This window comes from Devosia albogilva, from assembly GCF_042685625.1.
Classification (GTDB): Bacteria; Pseudomonadota; Alphaproteobacteria; order Rhizobiales; family Devosiaceae; genus Devosia; species Devosia albogilva.
On record NZ_JBHUNP010000001.1, the window covers coordinates 3017692 to 3040658 of the forward strand.

Annotated in this window: 21 protein-coding genes; 4 read left to right on the forward strand and 17 right to left on the reverse strand. The window is 66.0% G+C overall.

The window, feature by feature from the left end; all coding sequences use genetic code 11:
* Nucleotides 1-5 precede the first annotated feature (5 nt).
* From ACFSX5_RS15090 to ACFSX5_RS15100, 3 genes are all read right to left on the reverse strand, one after another.
* The gene (locus tag ACFSX5_RS15090; protein ID WP_386834535.1) at nt 6-773 is read right to left on the reverse strand and encodes an ATP-binding cassette domain-containing protein; all 768 of its coding nucleotides are present in this window, start codon (nt 771-773) and stop codon (nt 6-8) included.
* Nucleotides 770-1846, reverse strand: coding sequence for an ABC transporter permease (locus tag ACFSX5_RS15095; RefSeq protein ID WP_386834536.1), 1077 nt, complete (start codon nt 1844-1846; stop codon nt 770-772). The genes ACFSX5_RS15090 and ACFSX5_RS15095 overlap by 4 nt, the downstream gene beginning before the upstream one ends.
* A 70-nt stretch (nt 1847-1916) precedes the next feature.
* Complete coding sequence (locus ACFSX5_RS15100; RefSeq protein WP_386834537.1) at nt 1917-2936, reverse strand: sugar ABC transporter substrate-binding protein; 1020 nt, start codon at nt 2934-2936, stop codon at nt 1917-1919.
* A gap of 250 nt (nt 2937-3186) precedes the next feature.
* Here ACFSX5_RS15100 and ACFSX5_RS15105 point away from each other — a divergent pair, with 250 nt between their 5' ends.
* Nucleotides 3187-4431 carry an ROK family transcriptional regulator gene (locus ACFSX5_RS15105; protein ID WP_386834539.1) on the forward strand — a complete coding sequence of 415 codons (1245 nt, stop codon included), beginning with the start codon at nt 3187-3189 and terminating at the stop codon, nt 4429-4431.
* A 79-nt stretch (nt 4432-4510) separates the two neighbouring features.
* Nucleotides 4511-5266, forward strand: a complete 756-nt coding sequence (locus ACFSX5_RS15110; protein ID WP_386834541.1) for a bestrophin-like domain — start codon at nt 4511-4513, stop codon at nt 5264-5266.
* A gap of 1 nt (nt 5267) precedes the next feature.
* Here the strand turns inward: ACFSX5_RS15110 and ACFSX5_RS15115 are convergent, their stop codons facing one another.
* The 14 genes from ACFSX5_RS15115 to ACFSX5_RS15180 form a co-directional block, all read right to left on the reverse strand.
* Nucleotides 5268-7823 carry an ABC transporter permease gene (locus tag ACFSX5_RS15115; protein ID WP_386834543.1) on the reverse strand — a complete coding sequence of 852 codons (2556 nt, stop codon included), beginning with the start codon at nt 7821-7823 and terminating at the stop codon, nt 5268-5270.
* Nucleotides 7820-8575 carry an ABC transporter ATP-binding protein gene (locus tag ACFSX5_RS15120; protein WP_386834545.1) on the reverse strand — a complete coding sequence of 252 codons (756 nt, stop codon included), beginning with the start codon at nt 8573-8575 and terminating at the stop codon, nt 7820-7822. Before ACFSX5_RS15120 ends, ACFSX5_RS15115 begins: the two co-directional genes overlap by 4 nt.
* 22 nt (nt 8576-8597) lie before the next feature.
* A complete protein-coding gene (locus ACFSX5_RS15125) occupies nt 8598-9107 on the reverse strand; it encodes a hypothetical protein (RefSeq protein ID WP_386834546.1) in 510 nt (169 codons plus the stop codon).
* A 255-nt stretch (nt 9108-9362) separates the two neighbouring features.
* A complete protein-coding gene (locus ACFSX5_RS15130; RefSeq protein ID WP_386834548.1) occupies nt 9363-12602 on the reverse strand; it encodes a S41 family peptidase in 3240 nt (1079 codons plus the stop codon).
* Nucleotides 12603-12741: 139 nt separating this feature from the next.
* The gene (locus ACFSX5_RS15135) at nt 12742-13239 is read right to left on the reverse strand and encodes an SH3 domain-containing protein (protein ID WP_386834550.1); all 498 of its coding nucleotides are present in this window, start codon (nt 13237-13239) and stop codon (nt 12742-12744) included.
* An 81-nt stretch (nt 13240-13320) separates the two neighbouring features.
* The gene (locus ACFSX5_RS15140; protein ID WP_386834552.1) at nt 13321-14283 is read right to left on the reverse strand and encodes an energy transducer TonB family protein; all 963 of its coding nucleotides are present in this window, start codon (nt 14281-14283) and stop codon (nt 13321-13323) included.
* Nucleotides 14283-14729 (reverse strand): ExbD/TolR family protein, encoded by a 447-nt coding sequence (locus tag ACFSX5_RS15145; RefSeq protein WP_386835658.1) that lies wholly within the window; start codon nt 14727-14729, stop codon nt 14283-14285. Before ACFSX5_RS15145 ends, ACFSX5_RS15140 begins: the two co-directional genes overlap by 1 nt.
* On the reverse strand, nt 14729-15418 hold the full coding sequence (gene tolQ, locus ACFSX5_RS15150) for a protein TolQ (RefSeq protein ID WP_386834553.1): 690 nt from the start codon (nt 15416-15418) through the stop codon (nt 14729-14731). Before tolQ ends, ACFSX5_RS15145 begins: the two co-directional genes overlap by 1 nt.
* Before the next feature lie 5 nt (nt 15419-15423).
* Nucleotides 15424-15846: a hypothetical protein gene (locus ACFSX5_RS15155; protein ID WP_386834555.1), complete on the reverse strand. Its 423-nt coding sequence runs from the start codon at nt 15844-15846 to the stop codon at nt 15424-15426.
* Nucleotides 15846-16664: a heme ABC transporter ATP-binding protein gene (locus ACFSX5_RS15160; protein ID WP_386834557.1), complete on the reverse strand. Its 819-nt coding sequence runs from the start codon at nt 16662-16664 to the stop codon at nt 15846-15848. Before ACFSX5_RS15160 ends, ACFSX5_RS15155 begins: the two co-directional genes overlap by 1 nt.
* A gap of 4 nt (nt 16665-16668) precedes the next feature.
* On the reverse strand, nt 16669-17766 hold the full coding sequence (locus tag ACFSX5_RS15165; protein ID WP_386834559.1) for a FecCD family ABC transporter permease: 1098 nt from the start codon (nt 17764-17766) through the stop codon (nt 16669-16671).
* A 5-nt stretch (nt 17767-17771) separates the two neighbouring features.
* Nucleotides 17772-18650: a heme/hemin ABC transporter substrate-binding protein gene (locus ACFSX5_RS15170; protein ID WP_386834561.1), complete on the reverse strand. Its 879-nt coding sequence runs from the start codon at nt 18648-18650 to the stop codon at nt 17772-17774.
* Between the two features lie 7 nt (nt 18651-18657).
* Nucleotides 18658-19713, reverse strand: a complete 1056-nt coding sequence (locus tag ACFSX5_RS15175; RefSeq protein ID WP_386834564.1) for a hemin-degrading factor — start codon at nt 19711-19713, stop codon at nt 18658-18660.
* 9 nt (nt 19714-19722) lie between these two features.
* Nucleotides 19723-19881, reverse strand: coding sequence for a hemin uptake protein HemP (locus tag ACFSX5_RS15180; RefSeq protein ID WP_386834566.1), 159 nt, complete (start codon nt 19879-19881; stop codon nt 19723-19725).
* A gap of 197 nt (nt 19882-20078) precedes the next feature.
* Here ACFSX5_RS15180 and ACFSX5_RS15185 point away from each other — a divergent pair, with 197 nt between their 5' ends.
* Together ACFSX5_RS15185 and ACFSX5_RS15190 are read left to right on the forward strand one after the other, a co-directional pair.
* Nucleotides 20079-22181: a TonB-dependent receptor domain-containing protein gene (locus tag ACFSX5_RS15185; RefSeq protein WP_386834567.1), complete on the forward strand. Its 2103-nt coding sequence runs from the start codon at nt 20079-20081 to the stop codon at nt 22179-22181.
* A 230-nt stretch (nt 22182-22411) separates the two neighbouring features.
* Nucleotides 22412-22831: a nuclear transport factor 2 family protein gene (locus ACFSX5_RS15190; protein WP_386834569.1), complete on the forward strand. Its 420-nt coding sequence runs from the start codon at nt 22412-22414 to the stop codon at nt 22829-22831.
* Nucleotides 22832-22967: the final 136 nt, after the last annotated feature.

Consider the following 22967-nt stretch of genomic DNA (forward strand, 5'->3'; position numbering starts at 1 on the left):
TCCTCTCAAGTCACCGGCGGCGGCATCGCCCCGGTCATGATCGCCACCGCGTCCGACATGGAAAAATCCTTCGGCCGGATCACCGCGATGCGCTTGCCCAGCCGGTGGATGTGGATGCGGTCCGCCACCTCGAACACGTGCGGCATGTTGTGCGAGATCAGCACGATCGGCAGGCCGCGCCGCTTTACGTCCTGCATCAGGTCGAGCACCTTGCGGCTCTCCTTGACGCCGAGCGCCGCCGTCGGCTCGTCCATGATCACCACCCGGCTGCCGAAGGCCGCCGCCCGCGCCACCGCCACGCCCTGGCGCTGTCCGCCCGACAGCGTCTCCACCGCCTGGTTGATGTTCTGGATGGTCATCAAGCCCAGGTCCGACAGCTTCTCGCGGGCGATCTTCTGCATGCGCGCGCGATCAAGACGCCGGAACAGCTTGCCGGAAAGCCCCGGCTTCCGCAGTTCCCGTCCGAGAAACATGTTGTCGGCGATCGACAGGGCAGGGGAGAGCGCCAGGTCCTGGTACACCGTCTCGATCCCCGCCATCCGCGCTTCCATGGGTGAGCGGAAATGCACCGGCTTGCCGCCGAGCCGGATCTCCCCGCCATCCGGGATCACCGCACCGCACAGCGCCTTGATCAGCGTCGACTTGCCGGCGCCGTTGTCGCCGATCACCCCGAGGATTTCGTTTTCCTGCAGGTCGAAGTCCGCCTCGTCGAGCGCCACCACCCGCCCATAGCGTTTGGTGAGCCCGCGGGCCTCCAGCACCGGCGTCGTCATGACGAAATCCTCCGGATCCACTGGTCGATGGCAACGGCCACGATAATCAGCGCACCCACGGTGAGCTGGCGCCACAGCGGATCGACGCCCGTCAGCGACAGCCCCGAGTCGAACACGCCCACGATCAACGCGCCGAACAGCGTGCCGAGGATCGATCCGCGCCCGCCGAACAGCGAGGTGCCGCCGATCACCACGGCGGTGATGGCATCGAGGTTGGCGGTCTGGTTGCCCAGCGGCGACACCGCCCCGACGCGTCCGATCAGCACCCAGCCGGCAACCCCGCAGATCAGCCCGGCCAGCGCATAGACCCCGATCAGCGTCTTGTTGACCTGAATGCCCGATAGCCGCGCTGCATTGGGGTCGTCGCCGATGGCGTAGACATGTCGCCCGAAGGCGGTGCGGCTCAGCATGTACCAGACCAATGCCGCCACCAGGATCATCAGGATCGAGCCATACATCAGGAATGCGCCGCCCCCGAGCGGGATGCGCGCGCCCATCGACTTGAGAAATGGCGCGAACTGGTCCAGCGCCTGCGAGCGGATGGTCGCCGCATTGGAAACCAGCGTGATCAGCGCCCCATAGATGCTCCAGGTGCCAAGCGTGACTATGAACGGGGGCAGCTTCAGCAGCGTGACCAGAAGGCCGTTGAAAAGTCCGCAAACCAGCCCGGTCAGCAGGCCCAGCGGGAACGCGATGACGACGGGGACCTGGTAGTCCACCGCCAGTTTGCCCATGATGATCGAGCTCAGCACCATGATGGCGCCGACCGACAGGTCGATGCCGGCGGTGATGATCACCAGCGTCTGCGCCGTCCCAAGCAGCGCGATCAGCGTCACCTGCGCCAGGATCAGCGACAGGTTGAGCGTTCCGAAGAACCGCCCCCCGGTGACGAAGGCGAACACCACCACTGCGATCAGCAGGATGATCGCCGGAATGGCCGTCGGGTTCTGGTGAAAGAAGTGCTGTACCCGCCGCAGCGGGCTCGGTGCCTCGTCCTCGAAGCTGGCGACGCCGTGATGCGCGCCCGCCAATCCTTGCTCCGCCGTCGCCGTGCCGGTGGCGTCGTCACTCATGCCATGCCCCTCCGCTTCGGCACGAAATCAGGTGAAGGCCCCTCCGGCGACCGGAAGGGCCGCTGCGATGTCAGCCCCAGCAGAGCTCCATGCCTTCATCGGTGTCGATGGACTCGACTCCTTCGGCCGGCTGGTCGGTCACCAAGCGCACGCCGGTGTCATAGAAGCCCAGCTCGGGGTCGACTTCCGGCTTTGTCCCGTCCTCGGCGAACTTGGCGATCGCCTCCATGGCGAGCGCCGCCATGTCGAGCGGATACTGCTGCGAGGTCGCGCCGATAATGCCGTCCTTGACGTTCTGCACGCCCGGGCAGCCGCCATCGACGGCAACGATCAGCACGTCATCCTTGCCCGCCGCCTGCAGGGCCTGGTAGCCGCCCGCCGCCGCCGGCTCGTTGATCGCGTAAACCACATTGATGTCCGGGCACCGCTGCAGCAGCGTTTCCATGGCGGTCACGCCGCCCTCTTCGGAGCCGGCCGTCACTTCATGGCCGCAGATGCGCGGATCGTCCTCGTCGCCATAGCGGTTCGGGTCCTTCACATCGATGCCGAAGCCTTCCATGAAGCCCTGGTCGCGCAGGTAGTCCACCGTCGGCTGGTTGGTAGCGAGATCGAGGAAGCCGATCTTGGCATTGGCCGCCTCGTCACCCAGCGTCGCCGCCGCCCATTGCCCGATCAGCAGGCCCGCCTTGCGGTTGTCGGTCGCAAACGTCGCGTCCGCCGCATCCATCGGCTCCAGCGGCGTATCGAGCACGATCACCAGTAGCCCCGCATCCCGCGCCTGCTGGATGGTGGGCACGATGGCCGAGGAGTCGGACGGCACGATGGCGAAACCCTTGGCTCCCGCCGCGATCAGGCTCTCGATCGCCGCGATCTGGCTCTCGTTGTCGCCGTCGAAATCGCCGGCATAGGTCCTGAGGTCCAGCCCCAGCTCCTGCGCCTTGGCCTGCGCACCCTCGCGCATCTTGACGAAGAAGGGGTTGCCTTCCGTCTTGGTGATGAGGCCCACGATCTCCTGGGCGTAGGCAGCTGATCCGGACGCAAGCCCGAGCAGCACGGCGGCACCCGCCGCAGCTTTCATAAACCCGTTCATGTACTCTCCTCCCGAGGGGACGGCGCCGGAGTTTACCGGTCGCGGTCGGTGCCGAACGGTCGCCAGTCTCCTCCTCGCGCCGTCCGATCGCCCCGATGATCACCACGGCCCCCCGAACGTGTCAATAAGTTAATCCGCATGATTTATTAATTGACAGGCAAGGATTGGCGGCGTCTTTCTGCCACGGCAGTGCTGCTGGCGATCCGCTGAAAGCTGCGATAGGCGGGTGCGGCAGCAAGCGGAGGCGCCATTGGCAGAAGCCGGCACGACGATACGGGGGCGGTCGAACGATCTCAGCCGCGGCACCAACCAGAGCGGGGTGCGGCTCTACAACGAACGCCTGGTGCTTTCGCTCGTCCGCCGCCACGGCAGCCTGCCCAAGGCCGACATCGCCCGCATGACCGGCCTGTCCCCGCAGACCATCTCCATCATCGCCAACCAGCTCGAAGCCGATGGCCTGCTCCGTCGCGAAGCCGTGGTGCGGGGCAGGGTAGGGCAGCCCTCCGTGCCCTATTCGCTGAACCCGCAGGGCGCCTACTCCGTCGGGCTCAAGATCGGCCGCCGCAGCGCCGACCTGTCGCTGATCAACTTCACCGGCGAAGTGCAGCACTTCCTGCACGAGACCTATGCCTATCCCACGCCTGCCGCCATCCGCGCCTTCACCGAGAGGGGCCTCGCCGAACTCCAGTCCGGCCTCGCCCCCGAAGCCCTCCGCCGCATCGCGGGTCTCGGCATCGCCTCGCCCTATGAGATGTGGACCTGGCCCGAGGAGATCGGCGCGCCGCGCGAGGACATCGACGCCTGGCGCGACATAGACATCCGCGCCGAACTCGCCGCCATCTGCCCCTGGCCGGTCTATTTCTACAACGACATCACCGCCGCCTGCGCCGCCGAACTGATGTTCGGCCGCGGCGCCGACCATGTCGACTATCTCTATGTCTTCATCGGCTCGTTCATCGGCGGCGGCCTCGTCTTCGGCGGCCACCTCTTCCCCGGCCGCACCAACAATGCCGGGGCGCTGGGCTCCATGCCCGCCAGTCCGGCCGCTCCCGGCATCCGCGTGCCGCAACTGATGAACGTCGCCTCCATCTACGTGCTCGAGCGCGAACTCATCCGCCAGGGGCGCCGCGCCGAAGTGCTCTGGCAATCCCCCGACGATTGGGGCGACGACCTCGGCCCAACTCTCGATCAGTGGATCGAGCAGGTGGCGATCCACCTCGCCCACGCCGTCACGGCCGCCGTCGCCGTGGTCGATGTGGAAACCGTGGTCATCGACGGCGCCTTCCCACCCTCCGTCCGCACCCGCATTCTCGAGGCAACCAACGCCGCCCTGTCCGAGGTCAACCGGCAGGGCCTCTCCCCCTTCACCCTGGTCGAAGGCTCACTCGGCACCAGCGCCCGCGCGCTCGGCGGCGCCGCCATCCCGCTGCTCGCCAACTTCACGCAGGACCGGGAAGTGTTGTTCAAGGACAATCCGTTCAGCGCCCGCCGCTAGATTCCGTTCATGCTGCGTAAGCCCGCGTTCATCTTCGTTCAGGAACATCACGGAAACCCTGATCTCACCGGTGCCCTACGTGAACGCTATCCTCGCCCTGCCGACCCCTTTGCTGATGCTGGCCATCTTCGGTTTTGTGCTGTTGTGCCTGATGGTTGGCCTCGCCACCCTGTTCATGCTGACCCGCCACGGTGCCCAGCCAGCCACGGCCATGCCGGTGCCGCCCTTCATTGGAGTGATCGCTGCAGCTTGGGCCCTGGCCCTCGGTTTCGCCGCCGCCGACATCTGGACGCTTGGCGGGCAGGCCGATCGCGCCGCGTCCGCCGAACGCTCCTCCATCGCCCGCCTTGCCGGCGCCTCCGCCCCGGAAGCCCTTGATCTGCCGGACATGAGCGAGGCCATCCGCCGCTACGCCGAAGCCGTCGCGCGCACCGAATGGGGCGAGAACCTCAACCACGCGCCGCACCCGGAGGTCGACGCCGCCTTGCAGGATATCCGCATCGACCTGATCGCCGCCGCCGCCTCGAACGTCCCCGACGCCATCGGCGGCAAGCTGGTGCAGGACTTCGATGAACTGCAGGACGCCCGCAACGCCCGCTTGGCCATCGGCCAAAGCCTCGTGGACGAATCCAAGTGGTACCTGGTCGCCGTGCTGACGCTGATGACGATGATCGCCATGGTCTTCGTGCATCTGGACCGCCCGCGCGGCGCCGCGCGAGCCCTGGTCATCTTCGCCGCGGTGGCCGTATCCAGCCTCTGGGTGCTGGCACTGCACGTTCACCCCTACTCGCAACGCGAGTTCGGTGTCGTCATCGCGTCTGTGAGCGAAGCCTAGGCTACTCGGCCGTCAGTTGCCGGAGGAACAGGGCAGGGCGGGGGCGCGTCGCCGGCAAGATCGTCGTTGCTCCCAGCACGCCGCTGAGCAGCAGCGCCACCAGGGCGAAGATCGCCAGCGACATGACCGGTAGCGCAAACTCCACCTGAAGCAGCAGCGCCGTCAGGAACCACGCGAGCCCGATCCCGAGCGGCACCGCCACAACGGCGGCGACCAGCGCCAGCAACACGTGCTCCAGCAGCGCCGTGCCGACCAGCGTCGGCACCCGCACGCCGATGACGCGCATCACCACCGCATCTGCCTGTCGCTGCTTGCGGCCCGTCAGCAGGCTGCCAATCAGCACCAGCAGGCCATTGGCAACGGCGACCCCTCCGACGATCGAGGCTGCGAGCGACAACTGCTGCAAGGCAAGCGTGATCTTCTGCAGCGTCTCCCCGATCGGGATGAACCGCACGTCTGGCAACTCATCGGCCAGCCGCAGTTCCACCGCGTCTTCGCGCCCGGATACCGCCGTCACCGCCCCAAGAAGCGTCAGCGGATAGTCCTCGATCACGCCTGGAGAGAAGGTCACCAGCACGTCGATGCCGCCCTGCCAGGAATAGTCGCGGAAGCTGGCAACCGTTGCCGTCACTTCGTCGCCGAAAATCGAGAATGTCACCTGGTCGCCCAGCGAGACGCCGAGTCCCGATCGGAGATCCTGATGCAGCGATACCAAGGCATCCCCGCTATAGTCCGCCGGCCACCAAGAGCCGGCAACGATACGCGAAGCTGAAGGCAGGTCCTGCCGATAGGCCAGTGGAATCTCGCCCGAGAGCAGGAACGAGGCCGCGGCTCCGCGCGGGCGCAGTGTTGCGGCTGCGTCGCCATTCACCGCCGCCACCGTGCCGCGCAGCATCGGCACGGCCGTCACTTCCTCGATCTCGGGGTCGCGATCGCCGAGTGCCTGCAGCAGTTCCACCTCGTCGTCGAACAGATCCGGCGCCACGAAGCTCGGCGCATCGAACGCCGAAGCGCCGAGATATTCGTTGCGCAGGTTGAGCTCGAACGACAGCACCATGGTGAGCATCGTCAGAGCCAGCCCCACCGACACCACCACCGCCGGCGCGCTCGAGCCCGGTGCATCGATCTGCTTCAGCGCCCGCCGCAGCACCGCCCAGCGAGCCTCCGGCAGCCGACGAACCAGCGCCCGCACACCGGCCAGCACCAGCCGCAGCAACACCACGGAAGCGGCACACGCAATACCGAAGCCGGCGACCAGCACCGGATCATTGGTCATGATCGAGGCGAGCCAGAAAAACAGCGCCAGTGCCACCACCAGCGGCCCAAGGCGGCTCACCGAAAGCCATTCCCGCCACGGCACCGGGTCGGCGCCCACGCCCTTCGAGCGGAACAGCGTGGCCGGGCTGATCATCTGCCCCTGGGTCAGCGGCAGGTAGGAGAAGGCGAACGCCACCACCAGCCCCGCGGCGCCCGCAACCAGCAGCGGCACCGGTTCGAGCGCCCCCGACAGCGGCACACCGGCTGCAGAACCCACGATCGGCATGGCGACGAGCGCCCCGATGGCCCCGATCATGAGCCCGATGCCGACCCCGATCAGCGCCAGCGTGCCCACCTGCGCCAGGAAATGCCCCATCACACGGCGGCGGCTCGCCCCAAGGCTGCGCATGGTGGCGATGGTGATCGTGCGTTCCCCGATATAGGTCGAGATCACCGTCCAGACACTGACGCCACCAACGAACAGCGACACCAGCCCAACCACCACCAGGAAGCGCATGAACAGGTCATAGTAGCGCACCATGTCGCCGAGCCCGTCGCGGGCCGAACGCACCTGCCAGGCCGTATCGCCAAGGGCTGCTGCGATCTCGTCCTTCACCACCTCAGGGTCGCCATCGGCCAGCAACAGCTTGTAGCGAAACACGTTGCCGAGCCCCGGCAGCGGCGAGGTGCGATCGGCGAGTTCCGCCAACGCCGGCAGCGAGATCAGGGCAGGGGAGCCGAGCCGCAAGCCACGCACCGGCGCATCCGGAACGGCGCGCAAGATGCCGCGTACCTCGAAATCGGTGCCCCCAATGCTGATCGTGTCGCCGACTGCCGCCCCGAGGCTATCCAGCATAAGCGGGTCGACCAGGGCGCCGAACTGTCCATCCCGCTCTTCCAGGAACTTCAGCGGCTTGCTGTTCTCCGGCAGTTGCGGACTGTCGACCCGGCCCAGCAGCGGGTAGCCTTCACCCACCGCGATCAAGTCGACAAAGGCCGTGGCCTCGAAAGTCTCTGCACGAACATTGCTGTCGACGACCATGGCGACCTGGCCATAGCCGTTGATCAAGCTCAGTTCTTCGGGTGTCGCCAGCCGGTCGGACCGGGTCAGCTCCAGGCTGCCGCCCATCAGCAGCGCGGCATCGCGCTCGATTGCCTGGCGCAGGCTGGCGCCGACTAGGCTCACGCCGGCCACCAGCGCCGTCCCGATGGCCAGGCACACGATCAGCAGCGCAAAACGCCGCCAGTCCCCGCGCATATCGAGGAGCCCGACGCGGATCGTTGCGAGAAGTCGGTTCATTGGACGGCAGGTGCAGCCGGCGTTTCGCTCAGCACGCCCTTGCTCATGGTCACCATGCGGTCGGCGCGCTTGGCGAGCGCCGGATCATGGGTGATCAGCACTACGGCGGTGTCTTGCCGGCGCGCCAGCTCGAAAATCAGCTCGATCACCATCAGACCCGTGGTCTGGTCGAGGTTGCCGGTCGGCTCGTCTGCAAGCAGCAGGCGGGGTTTGGTCACCAGCGCCCGGGCGATGCCGACGCGCTGCTGTTCGCCGCCCGACATGGCGCTTGGCCGGTGCGTCAGCCGCTCCCCGAGCCCCACAGCCGCCAGGGCCGCAGCCGCTTCGTTGCGCACCTCGGCGAGCGGCAGTTGCGGCGAGGCGATCTCCAGCGCCAGCGCCACATTGTCGAGCGCCGTCAGCGACGGGATCAGGTGAAAGCTCTGGAAGATGATGCCGACATTGTCGCGGCGGAATTCTGCGAGCTGGTCCTCGCTCAACTTCGTCAGTTCGGTTCCGGCCACCGTCACCCTACCGCTGGTCGGCCGCTCGAGACCGGCCAGTTGCATCAGCAGTGAGGTCTTGCCGCTACCGGATGGCCCGACCACGGCGACGACTTCTGCCGGCTCCACCCGAAGCGATACGTTCCGAAGGATGTGGAGCGTCTCGCCGGAGAGTTCGAGCGAGTAGCAGAGGTCCTGCGCGGCGACCAGGGGCGCGCCAACGGCCGCAGAACCCGCGGGCGTGGCACTTGGCGATGCTTGCATATCCATCGAGATCAGACCGTCAGCCGCCTCACCTGCGTGAGAACGGCACCTCCGCCGTCATGAGTTCACCGGAGTCGTTGAACTCGACCTGGAAGTGCACTGTGATCGATTGGCCGATCAACTCGATCATCGCACCGATCTGAACGTCATTGCCGCGCTTGTCGGCCTGCCGCTCCTGGAGGTCGAACACGATGCGGTCTCCCCGCACCCGTCCGACCGCATCGCCGGTGAACCCGGCATTCGAGCTCATCACCGCCTCGTACTGGCCCGCCGCTGCGTTGTAGGCGATCGTGCCAGCCACGGACAGGTTCATGTTCACAAGGCTGCAGCGCCCGGAATAGTTGATCTTGGACATGCTGCCACGATCCACCATCAACCGGCAGCGAAACTCTTCGGGTTTATCGCCGCCTACCAGTTGTCCCGAGCCGCTCCAATTGCCGGCGAAATCGTAGAGGCGGTCTGTCTCGTTGGCTTGCACAGGCAGCGCCATGGCAGCAGTCATCAGGATAATGCCGGCCCATGAGGCGGTTCTTGACATCGGTGGCTCCCCTTCTCGGTATGTCGGCCACTGCGGCCGCACACCGACACACCCATTGTGGCTGAGATTCGATAAGTATGTGCTACGTCAAATGCAAATGTTTGCGGTAGCACCAGTTCCCGCAAATCTTCGTCAGCCGGTGGATTTCCACATGCCGCCGCCCGGGTCCCCACCCGAATGAGGGATGCCGGAGCAGTCCGGATGGTGCCGAGGGCGGAGTTCGCCCTGGGCCGCAAGTGCATTCTCACGCTTCGATCAGCGGCGGCAATCCGCCTCCACCCCGATCTCCTCCATCAGCGATGCGACAGCCGCTTCGAGCTGCGGATCGGTGTTGAGGCCCAGGGTGTTCGGATCGAAGGGCACATGTATTTCGGGATGGATGACGTGGTTCTCGTAGTACGAGCCGTCCAGGCGCCGGTTCGGCAGCACCGGAATGCCATAGACCAGACCCGGCACGATCCGGCTCTCCACATAGTTCACGGCGGTACCGGTGTTGAGCACCGTGTCCCCGACCAGCTTGCCGAGTTCGTTGTCCTGGTAGGCCTGCGGGAACACCGAGCCGTCCGAATAGCCGAAGCTGTCCACCACCACCGCGCTCGGCCACAGCCAGCGGTTGTTGGGCTCGTAGTCCAGGGCGCCGTCGTCGCGACCCAACGTGGAATAGGCCGTGCCGGACAACAGGGTAATCAGTTCGCGCGTGAGATTGCCGCCGCCATTTGAGCGAACATCGATGATGGCGGCCTTGGCCATGTTGCGCGCCGCGCTGAGCGTGCCGAGCAGATCGAGATAGGGGCCGGTCTCCATCGCCGGCAGATACTGGTAGGCGATGCAGGCTTTGGACAAGCGCTGCACCATTTCCGCCCGGGCATCCAGCAGGCGGCGCTTGGCGAGCATCTGCTCCTCCGCCAGGCTGATGGGCTTGACCTGCACGATCCGCTCGGTGCCGTCGCCGTCGAGATCGATGATCCCCACCAGCGCCTGCCGGCCGACATTGAGGTCGAGCAGCCGGTCGAGCCCACCTGCCTCGGGTACCGGCTGACCATTGATAGAGGAGATGATGTCCCCCGCTTCGATGCCCAGTGACTGCCGATCGAGCGGGCCGCCGGGCAGCACGGCTGCGATCCGCCGTCCTTCTCCGGTATAGCCATGATCCAGGTAAACACCGAGCGCGTCGTTGTGCGTCCCGATACCGTCGATCGCACCTTCCACCCCGTGGAATGAGACGAACAGGTGCGATGCCGAGAGTTCACCCAGCATTGCTGCAATCAGGCTCACCAATTCACGGTTGGTGGCCACGGAGGGAACGAAAGCGCGATATTTTTCGCCAATAGTGTCCCAGTTCCGCCCCTCCAGACCCCCATCGTAGAAGCGGTACTTGATGTCCGCCCAAGCCTGTCCGAACGCCGCATGGCGAGCAGCCTGCTCGTCGCGCGTGAAGAAGATGTCGGTCGCGATAGCCACCCTTTGGTCCGGCTGCGCCAGCGGTACCCTCAGGATTTGGCCCGGAATCTTGAGGTCCACCAGCCCCGCGCCGGGTACGAACGAGATATCCTGCAGGTTCGGCACTGACAGGCTGGCAAGGCTTTCCTGCTCACCTGTCGCCAGATCGACCACGTTGAGGTCCAGCGTTTCGCCATCGAAGGTCGGCGCTAGCAGATACTGAGGATCCTCCAGCGCCAGCAGGCCGACAGGGCCGGGCAAGTCGGACGTCAAGCGCCCTTCGAGCCGCCGCGAACGGAAGCTGTCCGCCGGATAGCTCCTGGCGCCGACGCCTTCGTCCTCCTGATCCGCGTCGGCGGTGGTGCCGTCGATCCGGTCAAGAAAGTCCTGCCGTGCCGCCTCGGAGACGAAGATGCGGTAAAGATCGCTGTCTTCGGCATGCAACTGCGCGTCACGCGCACCATAAAGCGTTGTCGAGCCGATGATCTGGGTGCCGTCCGCCGACCAGGTATAGCCCGACAGGTCGGTGACGGTGCCGATCGGACGGGGCGCTGCACTGCCGTCCGCCGGCACGATCGCGACGCGGCGGAGCTCGGACGCATCGATGGTGTTCCAGTCGACCGCCAGTTCCGTCGAGTTGGGCGACCAGGAGAAGTGCAGATTGCCGTCGAAATAGGTGGAGTTGTAGTCCCCCGCGCCGAACAGCACCGTCACCTCGCCGGTCTCGAGATCGAGCACCTGGACTTCGCGCCGGTCGGCGATAAAGGCGATCTTGCCGCCGTCCGGCGAGAACTCCGGCCCCATGAAGTTGCCGTTCTCCGGCACGAGCAGCGCCTGTTCCTCGTAATTGAGCGCCAGCCCGGCCGCCCCGTCCTCGGCGCTCAGGTCGACGGCATAGAGTCCCCACTGGTGGTCCCGCTGCGCCGCATAAACCAGCAGCGAGCCATCGGGCGAGAAGGTGATGTCCCGCTCTTCGCCGGGCGTGTCGGTGATGCGCCGATAGTCGCCCTCGGTGTCCGACAGGAACACATCCGTGTTGGCGATGTGCGCGAACAGCGTTCCATCGGGTGAACTCGCGAATCCCTGGGATCGCTGGGCGTAGTAGTTGGCCCGATTGTTGGTGCGCTGGTCGAGCGTCAGGATCTCGATCGCCGTCGCCTCTTCCGCCCCGGGCGCCATGGTGTAGATGCGGCCGCCATGGGTAAAGGCGATGGTGCCGTCGTTGGCCACCGAGAGATAACGCACCGCCTCGTCAGAGTAGCGGGTCAGTTGCGTCTCCTCCATGGTCGACAAGTCGACCCGCCAGACGTTCAGACGTCCGGACGCTTCCGAAAGGTAGAAGAGAGACTGTCCGTCAGCACTCCAGACCGGGTTGAGCCGATCCACCCCGTCGACCGGAAACAGCCGTTCGTGGTTGCCCGTGGCAGCCCGATAGATCCAGATCTGCCGGGCATTGGCCGCAACGCGATACTGCCGTTCCGGCGGATCGAACGAAGGGTTGTAGGTATAGACCAGTGCCGTCTGGTCCTGGTTCCAGCTCGCCTCGCCCGCAAGGTTCGGCAGCACCAGCCGGTCCCGCCCGGTACCCGTATCGACCGCATACAACTGCGGTAGGCCGCTGAGTGCGCCTTGCACGCTCTGCTCGGCGTCTCCGAGGCGCAACGCCTCGTACAGCACCGATTGGCCATCGGCCGAAAAGCTCGTCGGCACTTCGCTGGCCGAGGACCAGGTCATGCGCTGCAGCGTTCCGGAGAAGTCGCTGACATAAACGTCGTCGTCGCCGCCGATGTCGGAGGCGAAGGCTAGCCGCTCCGAGTCCGGCGACCACACGGCATGATGGCTGTAGGCCTGCTGGCTGCTGATCGGGATGGCGACGCCACCTTCCGCCGCCACCACGAAGACCTGCCCGCGATGGGTGAAGCTGATCGCCTCGCCGTCCGGCGAGATCCTGGCGAAGCGGAGCCACCGCGGCTCCTCACCCGTCGGTTGCGCCAGCGCCGGTCCTGCGGCGATCAACAGCGTACAGACGGAAACGGCGGCGATAGAGCGGAGCATGATCTTCTCGGACAGGCGTTGTGCACCCTCCGTCACTAGGCGGAAAAGCTTAAGGGCAGCTTCGGTCGATACCGAGAATTCCGCGCACCGGTCGCTTGCCGTGCGAGCCTGATCCCAAGCCTCGAGCGGGCAGGGCGGTTCACTGGCCCGACAGGTATCTCCGGTTTACCCAGCCCTCGTAGCCCGTCACACGAACCTTCTGCCAATTGCCGGTGGCGTAGGGCAGGAAGGCGATCTCGCATTGGTTGCGGGCCAGCGACGTCAGAATGCGCGAGTTCGCCGAAGGGAAGGCACGCAGGTTCAGCCGATCCCCCGCAGGCACGTTCGCCACGCAGTAGCGGGCCGGGGACACCATCGATATATAGCGGCTGTTCACCCAGCCCGAATGGTGCCCGTCCTCCACCGGACACCACGCGCCCTTGCACTCTCCGGTGACGATGATCCCGCACCGGCCATAGGGAAGCGCCGTCCAGATACGGCTCCGGGCACTGGGTCCCTCCCGCAGGTTCAGCGCGTCGGTGGCCGCAACATTGACCACGCAATGCTCCTCGCCTTCCACCACCTGCGCAAAGGCCGCCTCGGCCCCAGCCAACAACGACAGGGCCGCCGCACAAGCCAATAGGAGAGTTCTCAGCATCATCATCGCCTCCATGTTCGGCGGCGATACAACGACCTCACGTCTGAACCGCGGCTGAACGCCGGGCGGAACACATCGGTCCTACCCGCCGAATGCGAGTGGTACGTCGAAGGTCCAGCTTCCCCGTCCGGCGGCCGGCGGGATGGGCGGGAATGGCGCCGCCCGCTGCACCGTCGCTATGCCGGCGGCATCCACGGCGTTGTTGCCGGAGGAACTGGCAACGGCCACCCCCGCCAGTTGTCCGCTCGCGGATACCGTGAAGCGGACGACAACCTCGCCGCGGCTGGAGCCGGTGCGACGAAGGGCACGCCGGAGTTCGCCGATTACGATGCTCGGATAGCGTGCGACCTCCGCCTGTCCTCCGCTGCCCTGTCCCGACGCTGCTGCCGCTGCCCCGGCCGACGCTACGGCGTCGGCCTGGTTCCGGCCGCCATTGCCCGCCTGGCTCGGCGGAGCCTCACGTCGAGGTTGCGGCTGCTGACGCGGTGGGGCTTCGGGACGCGGTGTCGGCGCGCTCGGACGCTGAAAACTCAGCGTATGCGGCACTGGCGCGACCTTCATCTCTTCCACGCTAACCGGCTCGACCGACGCAGTCCGCAGCGCCTCCACCGGTTGAGACGTGCTCTCCAGCGCCTCGACGCTGTCAGCCGTCAGTTCCAATACCTCTGGCGCGTCGACAGGCTCCGTCACCTCGGCGACGGCCTGTTCGGGGGGCGGCGGTTCCGCCGCGTCCACCCTTTCCGGCTCCATCGGCTCCACCTCTTGTGGCGCTATCGGATCGCTGGTGGCCTCGACTGGCTCGATGGACTCCGACGTCAACGGCTCCACTGTTTCGATCGCAGCGCCAGCCGACACCGCCGAGACGGTGGAGTCGCTCTCGACCACCTCGGTGCTGTTGCTGGCGACCGTGGACAGCGCCACGATGCTGACACTCACCGGCGCAGGTGCCGGCGCATCCTCCGCTTCGGGCCAGGCGAAGCCCACGAGAGCGACGCCCAGGATGCCCGCATGCACCAGGGCCGAGCCGGGCAGCGCATACCGCATCAGTCAGTCGCCTTGCGTTCCGTGATGAGCCCGATCTGGCCATACCCCGCGGCCGAGAGTTCGCCCATCACCTCCATGATGCGGCCATAGGCAACCGTCGCGTCGCCGCGCACATAGAGGCGCTCATCGGTGCCCTCCGCCGCGAGGGCATCCACGGTCGCGACCAGCGCTTCCATGGTCACCGGATCGCCGTCGATGGAGAGTTCTCCAGCATTGGTCACGGTCACGGTGATCGGCTTCTTCTCGAGCGGCATGGACGCGGCGGCCGTCTTGGGCAAGTCGACGGGCACCCCCATGGTCATCAGCGGGGCTGCGACCATGAACACGATCAGGAGCACCAGCATGACGTCGACGAGCGGCGTGACGTTGATGTCCCCGATCGGTGCCGCCGCGCCCCGGCTGCGCCGGCCCTTGCGTCCCTTGTTGCTACCCAGCGCGATGCCGATCAGCCGGCCCTGGCGGAGTCGAGCTGGCGCGAGAGCATCGCCGCCATGCGGTCGGCAAAGGCCTCGAGCCGCGCCACCAGCTTGCCGGCATCGGCCGAGAGCTTGTTGTAGGCGATCACCGCCGGAATGGCGGCGAGCAGCCCGAGCGCGGTGGCCAGCAAGGCCTCGGCAATGCCCGGCGCAACCACCGCCAGCGAGGTGTTTTCCGCCGAGGCAATGGCGGTGAAGGCGTTCATGATGCCCCAGACCGTACCGAACAGCCCGACGAACGGACCGGCGCTGCCGATGGTGGCCAGGAACCCCAGCCGCTTTTCGAGTTCGGCGCTTTGCTCGGTCACGGCGAGATCGAGCGCGATCTCCAGCCGGCTTTGCAGCCCTGCCGCATTGGCGGCATCGGCCGCATGGCTCTTGTCCCACTCGTCCATCGCAGCAAGGAACACGGCGGCAAGGCCGCTGGCCGTCCGCCCGCCATAAGCCTGGCGCAGGTCGGACAGAGAGGCGTTCTGCGCAAAGGCGCGATCGAACGCCGCCATGTCACGCCGCGCCCGCGCATAGGCGGAAACGCGGTTGGCGATGATGGCCCAGCACCACACCGAGGCCAGCAGCAGCCCCAGCATCACCGATTTCACCACCCAGTCCGCCTGCATGAACAGGGCGAACATGGAAAAGTCATGCGCCTCGGACGTCATGACGGTCAGACTCCGAAGGTGATGTCGGGGCGTGCGGTCGGCACCAGCCCGGCGAGGCAGCTCTCCGGAGCCAGCCCTTCGCCCTCGCAGGCGCCGATGTCGTTGACGAGCACGCGGCCGACGTCCTCGCAGTCGAGCCCTGCCAGTTCGAACTGCAGCACCTTGGTCTTGCCTTCGCTCAGGTTCTTGAAGTCGAGCGTGACGATGCGGTCGATGGCACCGCTGGTGCTGAACAGCGCCACCTCCACCGCGGCACGATCCAGCGATCCGCCGAGCTTATTGGTGGCGAGAAACGTAAGCCGGCATCCCGCATCGGCTGGCTGGAGCGCGTTGAGCTCGAGCGCGAACTCGGGGGCGGCGGCGTCCTGCGCCAGCGGTGCGGCGCAGAGCAAGAGAGTGGAGGCGAGAGCGAGAAGGCTACGGGACATCAGGCAACCCTGGAGTGAACTGGCGCATCGCGCCGGATGGATTGGGGCAGGACGAAGGGCGCGCCGCCGGACGGAGCGAGGCCGACCCGAAGCGGGCACTCGAACACTTCGGCGACGATCTGGTCGGTGATGACCTGCTCGGCAGGGCCGGCAGCGACGACTTCACCGCGACGCAGGGCGACGACCTGGTCGGCGTACATGGCCGCCAGGTTGAGGTCGTGGAGCACGGCGATCACGCCACCTCCGCTGTCGGCGAAACGGCGCGCAACGTCCATGATCATCAGCTGGTGGCGCACGTCGAGGCTCGACACCGGTTCGTCCAGCAACAGGTAGCGCGGCACACCCTCGAGCACCGGCTGCCAAACCTGGCAGAGCACGCGCGCCAGTTGCACGCGCTGCTGCTCACCGCCCGACAACTCGCCATAGTAGCGCCCGCCGAAGCCCGGCAGGTCGACTGCCGTCAGCGCCTGTTCGGGCAGGCGCAGCAAGGCTTCGCCGGTCGGCCCCGGGCGCCCGGCGGCAAGACCCATGGCGACCACTTCGCGCACGGTGAAAGGGAAGGGCAGGTTGCTGGACTGAGGCAACACGGCCCGCTGCGTAGCCGCTTCCGCCGGTGACAGCGCGGCCAGGTTGCGCCCGTTGATCAGCACGTCGCCGCTGTAGCGATGGTCGCGACAGAGCGCCTTGAGCAGGGTCGACTTGCCCGACCCGTTGGGCCCGATCACCGCCGTGAGCTGTCCGGCCGGCGCCGACAAGTCGACACCCTGCAGGATGGTTCTGCCGCCGATGTCGACGGAAAGGTCACGCACCTTGATCATCGGGCTACCACGCAAAGGCCGAGCGACGGCGCAACAGGATCCACAGGAAGAACGGCCCGCCGAAGGCGGCGGTGATGATGCCGATCGGCATCTCCGCCGGTGCGACGATCAGCCGGCTGATGGCATCGGCGAACAGCAGGAACGAGGCACCAAGCAACGCTGTGGCCGGCAGCAGATAGCGGTGGTCCGGACCGATGACGAGGCGGAGCAGGTGCGGCACCACGATGCCGACGAAGCCGATGCCACCGCTGACAGCCACCGATGCGCCGGTGGCGGCAGCCACCGCAACGATTGTCACCAGCTTGAAGCGCTGCACGGGAATGCCGAGATGCGCCGCCGTGGCTTCGCCCAGCGTCATGGCGTTGAGGCCCTTGGCAAGAAAAGGCGAAACTGCCAGCGCCGCAAGAATGATCGGGCCGGAGGCTGCAACCTTGACCCAGTTGGCGCCGGACAGCGAGCCGAGACCCCAGAAGGTGAGGTCGCGCAGCTGCACATCCGTCGCCACATAGACCAGCACACCCGTCACCGCCCCGGCGAGCGCACCGATAGCGATACCCGCTAGCAGCATGGTCGCGATGGCGGTTTGGCCGCTGCGCGTGGCGACGCGATAGAGAATGAAGGTGGTGACGAGCCCACCGAAGAACGAGGCGAGCTGCAGGGAGTAGATGCCGAGCAGCGCCGTCAGTGGCGCCAGCACGGTCGTGCCGAGCACGATGATGCCCACCGCGCCGAGGCTGGCGCCGGCCGACACGCCGACGAGGCCGGGGTCGGCCAGGGGATTGCGGAACAGGCCCTGCATCAGCAATCCCGACACCGCCAGCCCCGCGCCGATCAACACGCCCAGGATCATGCGGGGCAGGCGGATGTTGTAGATGACGGCGTAGTCGCGCACCGCGTCGAGTTCGCTTGCGGGTGCCATGCCCAGCCACCCCTTGAGGATGGTCCAGGCCGAAGCCCCCGAAGCGCCGGTGGTCATCGAAAGCACCATGGCCAGCACCAGCACCACGGCGAGCACCAGCACGGCAGCCCGGCCGAGATGGCTCCGGTCACCGGCTTCGCGGCGCTGCCGAATGACTCCCGCCATGGTCATGACGCTGCTCATGCCGCCTACTCCGCCTGCGCGTGCTCGCCATAGAGCAGACCCGCCAGCTCGGTAGCCGCGGCCGCCGTGCGCGGACCGAAACCGAGCAGGTACGAGCCGTCCAGGCGGTAGATGGCCTTGTTCTCAGCGACCGGGGTGAGCGCGATGGCCGGGTGAGCGAGCAGTTCGGCATCAGTGGCGGCATGGTCGCCGCCGCGGTCCATCATCACGATCGCGTCTGGCGCCGCCGAGATGATCGCCTCCTCGGTAAGCGCCTTGTACCCGGAGTAATCGGTGATGGCGTTCTCCGCCCCGGCCAGCGCGATCATGCCGTCAGCGGCAGTGTCGGTGCCCGATGCCTGGATCTTGCCGCCCTCGGCGGACAAGACGAACAGCACGCGCTTCGGTTCTTCGATGGAAGCCGTGCCCCCCGCGAGTGCAGCGAACTGCGCCTGCACCTCGGCCGCGTAAGCCTCTGCCTTCTCCTCGATCCCGAGCGCCTCACCGACGGCATTGATCTTGGCGATCACCCCTTCGGCCGAATAGCTCTCCGGCACCGTCTGGTACTCCACGCCGGCCTGCGACAGCACCTCTAGCGCTTCCGGGGGACCACTGCCCTCAAGAACCAGCAGCGCCGTCGGGCTCACTGACAGCACGCCTTCCGGCGCGAGTTGGCGCGCATAGCCAACGTCCGGGAGCGCTGCCGCGGCTTCCGGGTAGGTCGCCGTCTGGTCACGTCCGACCAGGCGGCCTTCTTCACCCAGGGCGTAGACGATCTCCGTGAGCGAACCGCCGATGGCGACGAGCCGGGAGGAGTCGGCAAATGCGTGCAACTCCTCGGCCGCAGCGTGCGGCGCTGCGGCAAGGGCGGCACCGACGAGGAGGGAAATCAGGGACGTGCGCATGAGGACCTCAGGCCGCATCGGTGCGGGTGAAAACGGGGAGCTGTTCGACCACGGTGCGCCAGGCGGCGCGTTCATCGGTGCCCTCCTGGCGCTTGCCGAAGAACTGGATGATGAGTTCGCGGCTGGCGTCATAGACTTCGACCGAGGTGACATGTCCGTCGCTGGTGGGCTTGCGGACCGCCCACACCGAAGCGATCTGATCGAGCCTGAGGTGCAGGTGGAAGGTCTCGTCCATCACGTTGAGCCAGGGGCCCATCAGCTTGACATTGGTGATCGGTCCCGAGTGAATCTGGATGCAGCCGGAATTGCCGACAAAGGCCATCACCGGCAGATCGGTGCCGGCCACGGCATCGAACAGACCCTTTACGGCGCTGTGGTCGAGCTGCCAGGCATAGTCCTCGCCCACCATCTCCAGCGCTTCGAGGCGCGGCAGGTTCAGTTTCTTCAGCATCGGGAAGAACTGATGGGTGTCCGTCATCGCCGACCACTGCTCGCGCAGCGCCGTCACGTCAGCCGGAGCACCGGTGGTGTCGGTTGCCGGAGCCGGTTCGAGCCCGATGCTGTCGCTCTGGTCCTCGTGGCGCAGGTTCTCCACCAGCAGCGCCCAGGCCTCGAGATTGGTCGCGGGACGGGCGTGCACTTTGAAGACGGCAACGCCCTCGCCATCGAAGAACTGTAGTGAGCGCCGCAAACCGCCCTCATCGGTCGGCTTTTCCACTGCGAAGCCGAACTTCCAGCGAGTGGGGAAGATTCGGAGGTCGATCTGTTCGCCGAGCGTCATCGAGGCCATGGGCCCCACGACGACCTTCTCCACCGGCCCGATCTTTTCGTGCACCGCCGACTCATTGCGCGTCAGCGTCATGATCTCGCCGCAGGCCACGAGGCCGTTAAGCAGGGTACCGACATTCGGCTCGAGCCGGATGACCGAACGGCCGGTTTCCGCCGCGACCAGTTCGGCCTCGGAGATGGAATGGATGCGGGCAAAGTCCCGCTCCCGCATCTGCGGATGAAGGGCGCGCAGGCGGCGGATTTCCTCGGGTGTTTTTGCGGCTGGTTGGGTCAACTTCTTGGCCTATTTAGTCAGAATGAGCTTGTCTTGGCGGGTGATCCGAAGCCGGTACGAGACCCCCTTGTGGACGATGACGATCTCGTGCGCTCCCTCGAACAGCTCGTCGCTATTCAGCACGTGAGTGATGGCGTCGTCGGCAATCGGGTTCGGCGGCGTAGGCATGGATAATCCGGTACTGTCAGGAGCTTAGGTCGGTGTTCGGCCGACCCCTGGCCCCTTCAAGAAAACTTGACTCCCATAACCAGCTTATCTACACAGCGCAATAGGTGATCGGCGGAGTCATAATTTTTCTTCGCCGAACCGAAGCCAGCCAGCCGCCGCCAGCCAGCACCCACACACAAGAATTCTGGAGTTATCGAATGGGGCTGGTTAAGGGCCGCGCCGCAGCGTTGCTGGGCGGCGTCGCGCTGGGGGCGATCGCGCTACAGGGAGCTGTTGCGCAATCCAATTTGAACGCATCGAACGTGACGCTGCTGGAGCGACTGGTCATTGGCCTGGGCGGTGCCCCCAAGGTGGCCATCGACACGCCTCAGGCGGTTACCGTCGTCAATCAGGAGGACATCGAACGGGCGCAGCCGACCACGACGGGCGACCTGTTCGCCACCGTGCCGGGGGTGACCGTCGTCGGTTCGCAGCGCCAGTTGGGCGAAGCCTTCAATATCCGCGGTATCGGCACCACCGAGAACGCCTCGGACGCAGCGCGCATCGTCGTCAACATCGATGGGCAGCCCAAATTCTTCGAACAATACCGCATGGGATCGTTCTTTGCCGATCCTGAGCTGTTCAAGCAGGTGGAAGTGTTGCGCGGCCCCGCCTCATCCACTCTTTACGGGGCAGGGGCCATCGGCGGCGTCATCAACTTCACCACCAAGGACGCCTCCGACTTCATCAATGAGGGCTATTCCGGCGCGCTCCGGCTCAAGCAGACCTTCAACAGCAATGGCTCGGGCACCCTCACCTCGGCGGTGCTCGCTCAGCAACTCAACGACACCTTCGAAGTGCTGGCCGCCGGTAACTGGCGCCGCTCGGACGAAATGGCTCAGGCAGACGGCACTCCGCTGGCCGGCTCGGCGTTCAACAGCCTGTCTGGGCTGATCAAGGGCACCGCGCACTTCGGCGACAATGACGAGCAGACCCTGGCCGCTTCCTACCAGCGCTTCGACAGCCAGACGGACCAGAGCCGCTACTCGCAGACCGGCGTCATGACGGGCGACCCCTTCGGCTATATCGACCGCGACGTCATCGACCACACCGCCGTGATCAAGTGGTCGAACCCGGCCGCCGACAATCCGTGGCTCGATGTCAATCTGGCGCTGAGCTATTCCGACACGGTGAACATGCAGCGCAATCACCGCCGGGTACCGGGTGGTCCGCTCACCAACGCCGCCCCGCCGAGCACCTTCGCCGACACCGACTACCAGTACCGCACCTGGCAACTGACGGGTGACAACACGGTGGAATGGATCGGCGACGGCTTCGAGAACTACGCTACGGTCGGCTTCCAGGCGAGCACGCAGGACCGCCTAGTGAACTTCCCGCCGGTCGGCCACATCCCCGTCACCACGCACCCGGAGGGGACCGAGAATAAACTCGGATTGTTCGTTCAGAACGAGTTCATCTGGGACGACCGGCTGACCCTGATCGCCGGCGTTCGCGGGGATTTCCATGACATCAATGCAAAAACCCCGGGTGTGCCCGGACGCTCGGATTCGGCCTTCTCGCCGAAGCTCGCCGCACTTTACGCCTTCAGCGACAATCTGAGCGTCTTCGGCTCCGTTGCTCATACCGAACGGCTTCCGACCATCGACGAGCTCTACTCCTCGAGCTCCGTCAAGACCACCAGCCTTGACCTCTTGAAGGAACGGGCGAACACGGTGGAAGGCGGCTTCGCCCTGTCTGGCACTGACCTGTTCAGCAGCGGCGACTCCGGTGCGCTCAAGACCACGGTGTTCTACAACCGCATCGAGGACATGATCGCCTCCAACCCCAGCGTCCGCGGTCTGCCTTACTACGGCAACATCGCCGAAGCCGAACTCTACGGCGTCGAGGTGGAAGCGGCCTATGACGCCGACTGGGTGTTCGCCAACCTGGCCTACTCCCTGACCGTGGGCAGGAATCTTGTCACCGACACCCCGCTCACCACCGTGCCGCAGTCGAAGCTGGTGGCGACGCTGGGCGGCCGACACCCGGAGTGGAACCTGGACTATGGCGCTCGCCTGACCGTCGCCGCCACCGGCGAGTACATCGTCAGCGCTGCGCAGGGCGCCGACGGCACGGCCGAGGGCTTCACCACCGTCGACCTCTTCGCCTCCTGGAAGCCGGACTATGGCGCGCTGGAGGGTACAGAGATCCAGCTCGGCATCGACAATCTGTTCAATGCTGACTACCGCGAGAACCTGTCCCTCGACCGCTCGCTCGGCCGCACCTTCAAGATCAGCCTGGCTCGCCAGTTCGACTACTGAAGGCAGCGCAACATAAGCTGATGTTGCGGTTCCTCGGCGGATCGCAGATACGCCTGGGCGGAAGAGGGGCAGCAGGTCCTCTCTTCTGCCTGAATGGATCAGCTCGCGCACACCTCTCCACCGGCCAACAACCGCGCCTCGGGAACCATCCGCCTCGAGTCACGCTAACGTCATGCGTGCATCGCCGAAGAGCAGGGAGCGCTGCGTCGGCCTTGAACAGGAGTCACTGGATGGGCCGGGGTCAACATCGGTCACCAATGGAGGTCTTCGAGGATCACCTGGGGCTTCGCCTCGAGGGCAATCTCGAGGAGGATCTGCGCCGGAACTATGCCGAAGACGTCGTCCTGCTCACGGTGAACTCGAACGCGACGGGTCACGAGGCCCTGCGCATGTCCGCGGAACGCCTGAGCAGGCAACTGCCGGGGGCAGAGTTCAGCATCGCCGCCAAGCAGGTCAGTGGCCCTTATGCGCTGCTCATCTGGTCCGCCACCTCACCGCGCTTTCAGGCGGTGGAAGGCGCAGATACCTTCGTGATCCGCGACGGCAAGATCGTCCTTCAGACCATTCACTACGGCTTGCGCCACGCATCCGAGTTCGGAAGCGCTGTGACTACGGCGGGGCAAGCCGGGGGTGGCGACGGACCACCCTAAGGACACTGCACCAAGGCTGACGCGGAGAAGGCGCCGCCCTCTGCGAGTGCTTCTGCATCGTCAAGGCCACGCCGACCCATATGCGGCATCCACATCTGAGCCGCCCCCACACATGGGAACTGCCGTCATCCACGGC

What these genes read in the sequence shown, in the direction of transcription:
- ACFSX5_RS15090 (WP_386834535.1), bottom strand. Translation starts at nt 773, where the DNA reads ATGACGACGCCGGTGCTGGAGGCCCGCGGGCTCACCAAACGCTATGGG.
- ACFSX5_RS15095 (WP_386834536.1), bottom strand. Translation starts at nt 1,846, where the DNA reads ATGAGTGACGACGCCACCGGCACGGCGACGGCGGAGCAAGGATTGGCG.
- ACFSX5_RS15100 (WP_386834537.1), bottom strand. Translation starts at nt 2,936, where the DNA reads ATGAACGGGTTTATGAAAGCTGCGGCGGGTGCCGCCGTGCTGCTCGGG.
- ACFSX5_RS15115 (WP_386834543.1), bottom strand. Translation starts at nt 7,823, where the DNA reads ATGAACCGACTTCTCGCAACGATCCGCGTCGGGCTCCTCGATATGCGC.
- ACFSX5_RS15120 (WP_386834545.1), bottom strand. Translation starts at nt 8,575, where the DNA reads ATGGATATGCAAGCATCGCCAAGTGCCACGCCCGCGGGTTCTGCGGCC.
- ACFSX5_RS15125 (WP_386834546.1), bottom strand. Translation starts at nt 9,107, where the DNA reads ATGTCAAGAACCGCCTCATGGGCCGGCATTATCCTGATGACTGCTGCC.
- ACFSX5_RS15130 (WP_386834548.1), bottom strand. Translation starts at nt 12,602, where the DNA reads ATGCTCCGCTCTATCGCCGCCGTTTCCGTCTGTACGCTGTTGATCGCC.
- ACFSX5_RS15135 (WP_386834550.1), bottom strand. Translation starts at nt 13,239, where the DNA reads ATGCTGAGAACTCTCCTATTGGCTTGTGCGGCGGCCCTGTCGTTGTTG.
- ACFSX5_RS15140 (WP_386834552.1), bottom strand. Translation starts at nt 14,283, where the DNA reads ATGCGGTATGCGCTGCCCGGCTCGGCCCTGGTGCATGCGGGCATCCTG.
- tolQ (WP_386834553.1), bottom strand. Translation starts at nt 15,418, where the DNA reads ATGACGTCCGAGGCGCATGACTTTTCCATGTTCGCCCTGTTCATGCAG.
- ACFSX5_RS15155 (WP_386834555.1), bottom strand. Translation starts at nt 15,846, where the DNA reads ATGTCCCGTAGCCTTCTCGCTCTCGCCTCCACTCTCTTGCTCTGCGCC.
- ACFSX5_RS15160 (WP_386834557.1), bottom strand. Translation starts at nt 16,664, where the DNA reads ATGATCAAGGTGCGTGACCTTTCCGTCGACATCGGCGGCAGAACCATC.
- ACFSX5_RS15165 (WP_386834559.1), bottom strand. Translation starts at nt 17,766, where the DNA reads ATGAGCAGCGTCATGACCATGGCGGGAGTCATTCGGCAGCGCCGCGAA.
- ACFSX5_RS15170 (WP_386834561.1), bottom strand. Translation starts at nt 18,650, where the DNA reads ATGCGCACGTCCCTGATTTCCCTCCTCGTCGGTGCCGCCCTTGCCGCA.
- ACFSX5_RS15180 (WP_386834566.1), bottom strand. Translation starts at nt 19,881, where the DNA reads ATGCCTACGCCGCCGAACCCGATTGCCGACGACGCCATCACTCACGTG.
- ACFSX5_RS15185 (WP_386834567.1), top strand. Translation starts at nt 20,079, where the DNA reads ATGGGGCTGGTTAAGGGCCGCGCCGCAGCGTTGCTGGGCGGCGTCGCG.
- ACFSX5_RS15190 (WP_386834569.1), top strand. Translation starts at nt 22,412, where the DNA reads ATGGGCCGGGGTCAACATCGGTCACCAATGGAGGTCTTCGAGGATCAC.